This is a genomic window from Camelimonas lactis, from assembly GCF_004342915.1.
Lineage (GTDB): Bacteria > Pseudomonadota > Alphaproteobacteria > Rhizobiales > Beijerinckiaceae > Camelimonas > Camelimonas lactis.
This window is the reverse complement of record NZ_SLWL01000008.1, coordinates 1-10,704: the sequence shown is the minus strand read 5'-3', so window position 1 is coordinate 10,704 and position 10,704 is coordinate 1. Positions and strand designations below refer to the sequence as shown.

The window sequence follows — 10,704 nt, the reverse complement described above, 5'->3', positions numbered from 1 at the left end:
GCGCCACGACAAAATAAAGGGCCGCCCCATCGGGGCGGCCCTTTTTACATCTGCCGTCCAGCTGTCCGGTCCCCGTCGGCTCACAGGGCGGAGCCGGCGACGCCGGTCACGTTCTCCCCCGTTCACGCTTTCACACGCTGGGAGGCCGTTTGCCGGAAGCCATACAGCTTTCCGACCGGCTCAGCGCTTGTCCAGCATGCTCCACAGGTTCTCAACCAGCCGCCCGGCCCTTTGCTCGATCGCCGCCGCTGCGTCGAGACAGAGATCCTCCCGGTAACGGGTGGCGACAAGCTGGACCCCGACGGGCGCCCCACGCGCCAGCCCCACCGGCACAATGGCGGCCGGCAGGCCCAGAACATTGATTGAGGACAGGAAGCGCAGGGTTTCCCACATGATGTTGCGGCCGCTGCCGTCAATATCGGCGTTGGGACCGGGCGTCCGCCGGACGGACAGGGGCGTGAGAAGCACCGGATATTCGTCAAGGAACGTCATCCAGAGCCGCAGCAGCCGCGTCCGTTCCGAAACGCTTCGCATATAGCCCTCGATGTCCATCACGGGGGCCGATCTCAACGCCGCCTCGATCCCGCGTACGAAGGTCCCGCTGCCCACCTGTCGCATCAGGGGCGCCTGCATGACCGCGAGCTCCGTAAACAGAAGATCGCGCCACAGCGTCCAGACCTTGCTGAGTTCCGGAACCTCAACCTCGTGCAGTTCATAGCCCGCATCCGCGAGATGTTCCGCAGCCTGGCGATACAGGGCAATCACATCATCATCGCACGCCATGTCATCGGGTATGCGGGCCACCGCGACCTTCCGCGACACGGGCGGTCCGGCCAGCGGAACTGGCGCATACCAGGGATCGCGCGGATCAGGCGCAGCCATGACCTCGAAGCCGAGGCGGACGTCCGCCACCGAACGCGCCAGCGGCCCCTGGACTGACATGAGTTGCGCCATGGGCGGTCGCTCCTCGCTGGCGCTGGGGTTGAACGCCGGAATGCGGCCCTGGGTCGGCTTGATGGTCACCACGCCGTTGCAATAAGCCGGCCAGCGTAGCGACCCGCCAATGTCGTTGCCGTGAGCGATGGCGCCGATGCCGGCGGCGATGGATGCGCCAGCGCCGCCAGACGATCCGCCGCAGGTGATGGTCTGGTCCCAGGGGTTGAGCGTCAGCCCGTGCAACGGATTGTCGGTAAAGGCCCGCATCGAAAACTCGGGCGTGTTGGTCAGGCCGATGATAATGGCGCCGGCGCGCTTCAGGTTGGCCGTAACGGGCGAATCCTCGCGCGCAATATTGTCCCGGAACGCCACGACGCCGTTTGAATTGGCCTGACCGGCGACATCCACATTGATCTTGAGCGTCACCGGCACGCCATGCAGCGGCCCGAGGGCAGCGCCGCTGGCCTGCGCGCGATCGGCGTCCCGCGCCGCTTTCCGGGCTTCGTCATGCAGCGGCGCAACCACCGCGTTAATCGCCGGGTTAACGGCGTCCATGCGCGCCAGATGCGCTTCGACGACCGCCGCGGAACTGATTTCTCCGGCCCGGATCGCCCGCGCGGTATCAACAGCCGACCATTGCCAGACTGGCTCCGACATACCGTCCTCCCCATGCTCATGACCGGGTTTTGTTATGGAGGGCGTTGCGTTTCACCAATCAGTCGCCTGATCGCCTTCACACGACCCTCGCGACAAATCCTGTCAAGGTTGCTGGCCAAGTCAATGCAGGCCTGTCCGGCCGTCTTGCCCGGCCGGGCGGGCCATCGCCGCGCCCCTTGCAGGGCGGCGCATCCTTTTCAGGCAGGCCTGGGCGCGGCTTTTATTCTTTCATCTGTTCTTGCATCGGCGCGCGGTCGCGCCATGAACAAAAGCCGCGCCCTTGTGGAGAGGAACCCGGGGCGGCGCCGGCCAGGACCGGACGCCAGGCGTTGTCATTCGCGCCGCCAGGCCGGAAGTCCGCCTCGGCGGACAGTCAGGAAGAGCGCGGCCGCTTGCCCTTGGGCTTGTCGCCAGCAGCGGGCGGGCGGCGGCTTTTGGGCGGATGCGCGCCCTTTGTCTGGCCTGAGGGACCGGTTTCGCGCGCCTTCCAGGGCGTGGCTCTCGCCCCGCCCGCCTTGCCTTCCCCGCCCCTGTCTTGCGGCGGCTCGTCCCGAAACTTCTTGCCTTTGAAGGGCTTTTCGTAGGGCGCCCGATCATGACGCGGCTTGCCGCGAGGCGCCCCGCGTCCGGGACGCCTCGGGCCACCCGCCGGGGGACCGCCCGGCAACGGCTCGATCATCACGTCCTCGCCATCCATCTTGCGCGAAATCTTGGCAAAACGGGCCGCAACGGCGGGACTGACCTCAAACGCCGTTTCCTCATCAAAAATGCGGATGACGCCAATATCCTTGCGCGTCGCGTTTCCACGCCGGCAGATCAGCGGCAGCAGCCATTTCGGATCAGCGTTCTGGCGGCGGCCGACATTGAGCCGGAACCAGACCCCGCCACCTGAAGCCCCGCCAAAATCCCGGTCGGCGGAACGATCACGCGCCGTGCGCGATTCGCCCGGGTCGGACACCTCCTCCGGCGCCGGCAAACCGGAGCGGTAGAGGCGCGCCAGGGCGCCAGCCAGGTGCCCCGCCGGATAGGCCGCGAGCAACGCCAGCCCGGCGCTGGCGTCCTCCTCGCCGGGCTCCTCGGTAATCAGCGCGTCGCGCAACATGCGCTCGTGATCGAGCTTGCGGATCTCCTCGGCGGTGGGTGGTCCTGACCACGTCGGGGTGACGCCGAGGCCGCGCATCAAATCATCCGTGCGGCGACGACGGAAGGGCGGAACCAGCAGCACGCTCACGCCCTTGCGCCCGGCGCGGCCGGTACGGCCGCTGCGATGCTGCAACGTCTCGGCGTCGCTGGGCAACTCCGCGTGAATCACCAGGCCCAGGTTGGGCAGATCGATGCCGCGCGCGGCCACGTCGGTAGCGACGCAAACTCGCGCCCGCCCGTCCCGCAGCGCCTGCAAGGCGTGGTTGCGCTCCTTTTGCGTCAGTTCGCCGGACAGGGCCACGGCTGAGAACTGCCGCTCCTGGAGCATGGCGTGCAGACGGCGCACCACCTCGCGCGTGTTGCAGAACACGATGGCGGTCGGCGTATCGTAATAGCGCAGCACATTGACCACCGCATGCTCGGCCTCGGTGGGCGCGATGCGCATGGCGCGGTACTCGATATCGGCGTGGCCTCCTTCCGCGCCCGCCACCTCAATGCGCAGGGCGTCGCGCTGGTAGCGCCGCGCCAGCGTGGCGATGCCGCGCGGCATGGTGGCGGAAAACAGCAGGCTGCGCCGCTCTGGCGGCGTCGCGTCAAGGATGAACTCGAGATCCTCTCGGAAACCAAGATCGAGCATCTCATCAGCTTCGTCGAGCACGGCGACACGCAAGGCCGAAAGATCGAGACGGCCACGCTCCAGGTGATCGCGCAGACGCCCCGGCGTGCCAACGACGATATGGGCGCCCTGCTCAAGCTGCCGCTGCTCCTGACGCGGATCCATGCCGCCGACACAGGAGACGATGCGGGCGCCGGTAGCGGCGTAGAGCCACGTGAATTCCCGCTGCACCTGCAGGGCGAGTTCACGCGTGGGGGCGACCACCAGCGCCTGCGGCGCCCTGGCGTAGCCGAAGCGCTCTTCGGCGCCCAACAGGGTTTCGGCCATGACGAGGCCGTAGGCGACAGTCTTGCCCGAGCCGGTCTGGGCGGACACCAGAAGATCGCGCCCCGACGCCTCGGGCGCCAGCACGGCCAGCTGCACCGGCGTCGGATTGTTGTAGTCCCGCTCCGCCAGGGCATGGGCAAGAGCCGGATTTGTCGTCATGAAGGGCACGGCTGGTTCCGCCTGTCTCGCGTTGTCGTCCGGCGTCAAAGGGGAGCCATCGGAAAATTTCAGGAACGCCTTATTAGTCGGACCAACGCCCCGACGCCACAGCCGTGAGGCGCGTTTTTACAGCGCACATCGGCATTTCCGTCACTGGCGCAGAAAAGCCGCGCGCCAACGCCAGCGGCCGGCGGCTGAAAGCACCGCCATGGCGGGCCTGACCGGCGCCCCTGGAAACGCCATGCTGTGGGAATCCCGGCGCGACGTTTCGCGTTGCCGGCCGCCGGTGGTAAGGATAGGCCCGAAAGGGCGCTGGATGAAGGTCAACATCGACATGGGCGCCGCGGCCGGCCGCGCCGTGGCGGAGCTGGATCTGGAAGAGCTGCTGGCGACCCGCCTGCTGGTGCAGGGCAATTCCGGGTCCGGCAAGTCGCATCTGCTGCGCCGCCTGCTGGAACAGAGCGCCCCCTGGGTGCAGCAGTGCATTCTCGATCCCGAGGGCGATTTCGTCACTTTGGCGGACAGATTTGGCCATCAGGTCATCGACGCCGCCCGCACCGAAGCCGAGCTTACGCGCATCGCCGGCCGCGTGCGCCAGCATCGCGTCTCCGTCGTGCTCAACCTTGAGGGGCTCGACGTCGAGCAACAGATGCGCGCCGCCGCCGCCTTTCTCGGCGGCATGTTCGACGCAGACCGCGACCATTGGTATCCGGTGCTCGTCGTGGTCGACGAGGCCCAGCTTTTCGCGCCCGCCGTCGGCGGCGAGGTGTCCGACGAAGCGCGCAAGCTCTCGCTTGGCGCCATGACCAATCTGATGTGCCGGGGCCGCAAGCGCGGCCTGGCGGGCGTTATCGCCACCCAGCGACTGGCCAAGCTGGCCAAGAATGTCGCGGCGGAAGCCTCCAACTTCCTGATGGGCCGCACGTTCCTCGACATCGACATGGCGCGCGCCGCCGATCTGCTCGGCATGGATCGCCGTCAGGCCGAGATGTTCCGCGACCTGGGGCGCGGGAATTTTGTCGCGCTGGGCCCGGCCCTGTCGCGCCGACCGCTCAAGATCACTATCGGCCCCGTTGAAACCTCCGCCCGTTCGGCCAGCCCGAAGCTGATGCCGCTCCCCGAGGCGCCCGGGGACGCCCGCGACCTGATCTTCACGCCGGGGCCGGAGGAGGCCGCCCTGGCCGTGCGGCGGTCGCCGCCGCCGCGGCCTGTGCCGACCGCGGATATTCTCACCCAGCTGGCCCAGCCGAAACCGGCGCCGGAGCCCCCCGCCCAGCCGGTCTTCGCCATTATCGACGAGACGGAGCGCGAAACCGGCATCGACACGGTGTTGCGGGAGATCCTTGAGGACCCGGACGCCGCCTTCCGCTCCGACGCCGTGCTTTACCAGGACTTTCTCGTGCGCTGCCGCATCCGGCGGGTGCCAGGCGAACCCCTGGCGCTTCCGGCCTTCCGCCGGCGTCTGGCGGTCGCCCGCGCTGGCGTTGACGAAAGCACTGGCGGGGAGACCTGGGCCATCGCCCTGTCGCTCTCCGAAACCTTGCCCGATGACTTGCAGGGCATGTTCCTGCTTGTCGCCCGCGCCGCCATCAACAAGGACCCCTGCCCGTCCGACGCCACCCTGGCGCGCGCCTACGGCAGCCATTCGCCCCGGAGGGCGCAGCGCCTGCTGGCCTATTTCGAGGAACGGGGTCTTCTCATCGCCCGCACCGATTTCCATGGACGACGCATTCTCGCCTTCCCGGATCTTGGTTGCGAAACCGACCCGGGTCATCCCGACGCGCCGGACACGCCCCAACGCGACGCGGCGGAGTAACCGCGCCCGCCAACGCTGTGCAAGGCGCATCTGGCCATCGCAACGTCACCGCGCCCAGGTATCCCACCGCGCCCAGGTATCCCGCAGGACCGGGCGGGCGGATGGCCGTGGCCCGGAGCGAGCAAATCTCTGGGCGCGCCATGCCGCCGCGGCGCTCCCCTATGCCGGCGGCCCGCCATGGGCGGACTGGTTATCGCCTGAGCAGCGTTAACGGGTCTTGCCGGCGCCGGGCAGGCGTCAGGCAGGGCGGCGTCGAGCTGCGGCGCCAACCGCCGCGCCCCCAGCTTCGGCCCCTTTGCCCAACATATTCGTCAGCACCCGCCGCGCGTTCGCGGCGCAATCGATGTCATCGGGCTTCGCCTCGATGTCGCTGATCAGCGCAACCAGCTGCTTCCTGCTTTGCTGGAGCCGCAGAAGCAGCCCCTCGATCTCCGCAACCTTGCGGCGAAGCGCCTCGATCAACGCGTCATGTCGCCAGTTCTCCAGGTCGGGCGGAAGCAGCGTCCGGATCTCGTCAAGGCTGAAGCCAGCCTGCTGGGCGCTCGTTATCAGCTCGAGCACCAGCACAGCTTCCGGCGGGTACGTCCGGTATCCGTTCGGCTGCCGCCCCACGGTCTTCAACAGACCAGCGCGCTCATAGAAGCGGATGCGTGAACTGGTCAGCCCGGCGCGCCTCGCCAGTTCTCCGATATTCATCGCGATACCCCCGCTGCCAACGCTTGACCTTAAAGTTAACTCAAAGGTTATGCTCGGCTCAAGCCTGAAATCCGGAGAGCCGAATGACCCTGTTTTCCCCGCTGAGGTTGCCAAACGGCGCCGTCATTCCGAACCGCATCGCCAAGGCGGCGATGGAGGAGAACATGGCGGATAACGACCATGCGCCTTCGGACGAATTGATCCGCCTCTATCGCGCCTGGGCCAGGGGCGGCGCCGGGCTTATCATCACCGGCAACGTCATGGTGGACGCACGGGCCATGACGGGCGCGGCCGGCGTGGTGCTGGAAGATGACCGCTGCCTCGATCGCTTCCAGGCGTGGGCGGAAGCAACGCGCGCGGGCGGCGGGCAGGCGTGGCTGCAAATCAATCATCCCGGCCGGCAGATGCCGAAGGGGCTGGGGCAGGAGACATTGGCGCCATCGGCGATCGCGCTCGATCTCGGCGCGCAGTCCAGGATGTTTCCCATGCCGCGGGAGATGACGCCGGCCGATATTACCGATGTGGCCAGCCGTTTCGTCAACACCGCGCTTCTCGCCGCGAGGGCCGGCTTCAACGGCGTCGAGATCCATGCAGCCCATGGCTATCTGCTCAGCCAGTTCCTCTCACCGCTCGCCAACCACCGCGCCGATCGCTGGGGCGGCAGCCTTGAGAACCGCGCCCGCCTGCTGCTGGATATCGTGCGCGGCGTGCGCGCGGCGGTTTCTCCCGATTTTGCGGTCGCCGTCAAACTCAACTCGGCTGATTTCCAGCGGGGCGGCTTCTCGCCCCAGGATGCGCGGGACGTTGTGCGAATGCTCGGCCCGACCGGCGTCGACCTCGTTGAGTTGTCAGGCGGCAGCTACGAAGCCCCGGCGATGATGGGCGCGGCGCGCGACGATCGCACCCTGGGGCGCGAAGCCTATTTCCTCGACTTCGCGCGGGAGATCAGCGACGTCGCGACGATGCCGCTGATGGTCACGGGCGGCATACGGCGCCGCGAGGTGGCCGAGAAGGTGATCGGAAGCGGCGTGGCCATGGCCGGGATCGCGACCGCGCTCGCCATCGAGCCCAACCTGCCGCGTAACTGGGAACGGGGAAATAACGATGCGCCGGCGCTGAGACCCATCACCTGGAAAAACAAACCGGTGGCTTCATCAGCGCACATGGCCGCTGTCCGCTACCAGATGGTCCGCCTCAGCCAGCGTCGGGCCACGACCCCGGATGTGTCGCCCGCGTGGGCGCTGCTGACCTCGCAGCTCCAGGCCACGTGCAGCGCCCGCCGGTACCGGCGCTGGATGGCGACGCGGCAAACGTTCCCCCAGACCCCGACAGTCGCTCACAACGACGTCAGTCGGGCTCCGCGCGCGGATCCGGTAAGGTCCGGAGAATGACGAAGCGCATTCTCCATGTGGTCAGCAATGTCGCCCACTACGATGACCCGTCCCATGCCACCGGCCTCTGGTTGTCGGAATTGACGCATGCTTATGATCTGTTCGCCGGAAGAGGTTACACGCAGCGCATCGTCAGTCCGAAAGGCGGCGCATCGCCCCTCGAGCCCCGCGCGCTCAAATGGCCCCTTCTGGACGCCTCAGCCAGGGCGTGGCTCGCCGACCGGAGCCGGATGGATCTTCTCTCCAATACGGCGCGTCCCGATGAAATCGACCCGGCGGAGTATGATGCGATTTATTTTACCGGCGGCCATGCGGTCATGTGGGACTTTCCAGACAGCGAGGGGCTGCAAAACATCACGCGCGCCATATGGGAGCGCGGCGGCGTCGTCTCATCCGTCTGCCATGGGTATTGTGGCCTTCTGAACGTCAGGCTGGCCGGTGGCGAACTGCTGGTGAAGGAGAAGCGGCTTACCGGCTTCTCCTCCTGGACAGAAGAAGTGCTGGCGGGCGTCGCGAAATACCTGCCCTACAACGCCCAGGCCGAAATGCAGCGCCGGGGCGCCCGCTACGAGAAGGCTTTCCTGCCGTTCATCTCCCATGTCATCGCCGATGGCCGGCTGGTAACCGGGCAGAACCCCTGGTCCGCGAAAGCAACCGCCAGGAAAGTCGCCGCCCTCCTTTGACAAGATGGAAAGGGGCGCACCGCGCGCGTATTGAATGGAACGGGGCGCGCGCCCTGCGCCACTTCCGGGCTGGACCACATGGGATCGGCAACGCCAAAGCTCGGACAAAAGGAAGCGAAAAGCTGCACCCGGTCGCCTTTACCCGCCGTCGGCGCATATGAGGCCGTCTCTGGAAGCCTGCAAGCCGGAGGTCACCGCCCAAACCAGCAAGGCGGCGGCGCTGAAAACGGCTCCCAACATCGACACGCCGGACCATCCAGCCTGGGCATAGGCCATTGTCGAGGTGATGGCTCCGACTGCGCTGCCGATGGAGTAGAACACCATGTAGCCCCCAACAAGACGGCTGCGCGCCTCAGGGCGCCGGTTGAAGATGACGCTCTGGTTTGTGACGTGAACGGCTTGCACGGCGAGATCAAGTAGCGCAACGCCAATCACGAGCAGCGGCAGCGACGTTGGCAGCATGGCGATTGGCGCCCATGACGCCAGCAGCAACGCCAGCGACAAACCGGTGGTCCATTGCCCAAACCCGCGATCCGCAAGGCGCCCAGCGCCTGTTGCGGCGATTGCCCCTGCCATACCGACGAGGCCGAACAGGCCAATTTGGCTATGGGAACAGGAGAATGGCGGCGCGCTGAGTGGAAGGACCAGAGCCGTCCAGAATGTGCTGAATGATGCAAAGATCAGCAGAGCAAGGAAGCCGCGCGCCAGCAGTATGCGGTCGCGCAGGAACAGAAGCGGGATGGAGCGCAGCACGGCGGCATAGCTATCGCTGCTTTCGGGCGGTAGCTGGCGCGGCAGAATCCGCATGAGCACCCCAACCATGCCTGCCGTCAGAATGGACGACGTCAGATAGACCGCCCGCCAGCCGCCAAGATCGGCCAGGACCCCGGCCACAAGACGGGCGGCGAGAATGCCGACAACAATGCCGCCCGTTACTGCGCCGACGGCCTTGCCACGTTCACCAGGCGCCGCAAGCGTGGCGGCGAACGCCACCAGGATCTGCGCCACGACGGCAAGCACCCCCATTGCTGCGAGGCCTGCAAACAGGACCACTTCGGTTCGCGCCATTCCAACCGCGACCAGCGCGATGACCGACAAAGCGCCCTGACCGACAACAAGGCGCCGGCGATTGATCAGATCTCCGAGAGGAACGATGAAGATCAATCCAAGCGCATATCCGATCTGGGTTAACGTCACCACGAGACCAACGGATGCTGGTGAAATCCCGAAACTTTTCGCCATCGAACCGAGTAGTGGCTGGGCATAATAGATATTGGCCACGCTAAGGCCGGCGGCGACGGCGAAAATTAACGTATCCAATCCTGACAATCCCTGCCCTGTTCCATACTTCCTCGTGGCCTGGTTTCCGTGCTGCATGGCGATCCTGCTTGTGACAATTTATGTAGTATCAAATTGAGACCACTTGCGCGGATCAATATCTAGTTCTAATTTAGAATCAGAATTGATGGCAGGAAGCGATAGTCATGGTCAAACGGGTCAGTCTATGGAATGCCGGTTGCCCCGTGGCGCGGGCGCTGGATGTGATTGGCGACTGGTGGTCGCTGCTCATCATTCGCGATGCCTTCGATGGGGTGCGGCGCTTCACCGAATTCGAGAAGGGGCTGGGTATCGCCAAGGGAATGCTGGCGACGCGGCTGCGATCCCTGACCGAACGCGGCATACTGGAAACCGCGCCAGCGTCCGACGGCAGCGCTTACAAGGAATATGTCCTGACTGAAAAAGGGCGCGGTCTGCATCTGGTCATCATCGCACTGCGCCAATGGGGCGAAGAGCATCTCTATCTTTCAGACGAGCCGCTGTCCTTCCTAGTTGATGCCCGGTGCAGGGCGCCCGTGGCCCGGCTGGAACTGCGCGCGCGAGATGGTCGCCTTTTGAATTGGGGCGATACCCAGGTGCTTAAACTAGCGCCAATTGAGTGATAGCAATCCTGTTGGCGCCCGACGCCACGTGAATCCGCCGCCCAAACAAGGGTGGCAAGCTTCTCTCCCGTACGCATGATCACGCTTTTGCTGACAGTCCCCAACCAGCTTGGGGGCGCCTACAACGCGCATGTCATCGGGGCGATCCTGAAGCATGTGGCGCCCGGGCTTGGCTGGCGCTGAAGGGGAATGCCCCCACAAGCAAAAACCCCCGTCCGCGTGGAGCGGACGGGGGTTTTATGTTCTGGTTGCGGGGGCTGGATTTGAACCAGCGACCTTCAGGTTATGAGCCTGACGAGCTACCGGGCTGCTCCACCCCGCGGCAATTGTTGGAAGCTTT

8 protein-coding genes, 1 tRNA gene and 1 pseudogene are annotated in these 10,704 nt (G+C 65.9%); 5 read left to right on the top strand and 5 right to left on the bottom strand.

Going from position 1 to position 10,704, the window contains the following annotated elements:
• Positions 1 to 180: 180 nt before the first annotated feature.
• Together EV666_RS09980 and EV666_RS09975 are read right to left on the bottom strand one after the other, a co-directional pair.
• On the bottom strand, positions 181 to 1,593 hold the full coding sequence (locus tag EV666_RS09980; RefSeq protein ID WP_132006941.1) for an amidase family protein: 1,413 nt from the start codon (positions 1,591 to 1,593) through the stop codon (positions 181 to 183).
• A gap of 373 nt (positions 1,594 to 1,966) precedes the next feature.
• The gene (locus EV666_RS09975) at positions 1,967 to 3,847 is read right to left on the bottom strand and encodes a DEAD/DEAH box helicase (protein ID WP_132006938.1); all 1,881 of its coding nucleotides are present in this window, start codon (positions 3,845 to 3,847) and stop codon (positions 1,967 to 1,969) included.
• Positions 3,848 to 4,154: 307 nt separating this feature from the next.
• On the opposite strand from EV666_RS09975, the gene EV666_RS09970 reads away from it, so the two are divergent.
• Positions 4,155 to 5,654 (top strand): helicase HerA domain-containing protein, encoded by a 1,500-nt coding sequence (locus EV666_RS09970; protein WP_132007321.1) that lies wholly within the window; start codon positions 4,155 to 4,157, stop codon positions 5,652 to 5,654.
• A 237-nt stretch (positions 5,655 to 5,891) separates the two neighbouring features.
• Here the strand turns inward: EV666_RS09970 and EV666_RS09965 are convergent, their stop codons facing one another.
• Positions 5,892 to 6,350, bottom strand: coding sequence for a MerR family transcriptional regulator (locus EV666_RS09965; RefSeq protein ID WP_132006935.1), 459 nt, complete (start codon positions 6,348 to 6,350; stop codon positions 5,892 to 5,894).
• A gap of 83 nt (positions 6,351 to 6,433) precedes the next feature.
• On the opposite strand from EV666_RS09965, the gene EV666_RS09960 reads away from it, so the two are divergent.
• Positions 6,434 to 7,741: an NADH:flavin oxidoreductase/NADH oxidase family protein gene (locus tag EV666_RS09960; protein WP_132006932.1), complete on the top strand. Its 1,308-nt coding sequence runs from the start codon at positions 6,434 to 6,436 to the stop codon at positions 7,739 to 7,741.
• Entirely contained in the window at positions 7,738 to 8,424 is a 687-nt protein-coding gene (locus tag EV666_RS09955) for a type 1 glutamine amidotransferase domain-containing protein (protein ID WP_132006929.1), read from the top strand. Before EV666_RS09960 ends, EV666_RS09955 begins: the two co-directional genes overlap by 4 nt.
• Before the next feature lie 138 nt (positions 8,425 to 8,562).
• On the opposite strand, the gene EV666_RS09950 is transcribed toward EV666_RS09955, so the two are convergent.
• Positions 8,563 to 9,801 carry an MFS transporter gene (locus EV666_RS09950; protein ID WP_132006926.1) on the bottom strand — a complete coding sequence of 413 codons (1,239 nt, stop codon included), beginning with the start codon at positions 9,799 to 9,801 and terminating at the stop codon, positions 8,563 to 8,565.
• A 107-nt stretch (positions 9,802 to 9,908) separates the two neighbouring features.
• Between EV666_RS09950 and EV666_RS09945 the strand changes: the two genes are divergently transcribed.
• Together EV666_RS09945 and EV666_RS09940 are read left to right on the top strand one after the other, a co-directional pair.
• Positions 9,909 to 10,364, top strand: coding sequence for a winged helix-turn-helix transcriptional regulator (locus tag EV666_RS09945; protein ID WP_132006923.1), 456 nt, complete (start codon positions 9,909 to 9,911; stop codon positions 10,362 to 10,364).
• A gap of 81 nt (positions 10,365 to 10,445) precedes the next feature.
• Positions 10,446 to 10,547 (top strand): annotated as a pseudogene (locus EV666_RS09940) (flavin-dependent oxidoreductase); the annotation flags it as partial.
• Positions 10,548 to 10,609: 62 nt separating this feature from the next.
• Here the strand turns inward: EV666_RS09940 and EV666_RS09935 are convergent.
• A tRNA-Met gene (locus EV666_RS09935) sits at positions 10,610 to 10,686 on the bottom strand.
• Positions 10,687 to 10,704: the final 18 nt, after the last annotated feature.

What these genes read in the sequence shown, in the direction of transcription:
- EV666_RS09980 (WP_132006941.1), bottom strand. Translation starts at nt 1,593, where the DNA reads ATGTCGGAGCCAGTCTGGCAATGGTCGGCTGTTGATACCGCGCGGGCG.
- EV666_RS09965 (WP_132006935.1), bottom strand. Translation starts at nt 6,350, where the DNA reads ATGAATATCGGAGAACTGGCGAGGCGCGCCGGGCTGACCAGTTCACGC.
- EV666_RS09945 (WP_132006923.1), top strand. Translation starts at nt 9,909, where the DNA reads ATGGTCAAACGGGTCAGTCTATGGAATGCCGGTTGCCCCGTGGCGCGG.
- EV666_RS09955 (WP_132006929.1), top strand. Translation starts at nt 7,738, where the DNA reads ATGACGAAGCGCATTCTCCATGTGGTCAGCAATGTCGCCCACTACGAT.
- EV666_RS09970 (WP_132007321.1), top strand. Translation starts at nt 4,155, where the DNA reads ATGAAGGTCAACATCGACATGGGCGCCGCGGCCGGCCGCGCCGTGGCG.
- EV666_RS09950 (WP_132006926.1), bottom strand. Translation starts at nt 9,801, where the DNA reads ATGCAGCACGGAAACCAGGCCACGAGGAAGTATGGAACAGGGCAGGGA.
- EV666_RS09960 (WP_132006932.1), top strand. Translation starts at nt 6,434, where the DNA reads ATGACCCTGTTTTCCCCGCTGAGGTTGCCAAACGGCGCCGTCATTCCG.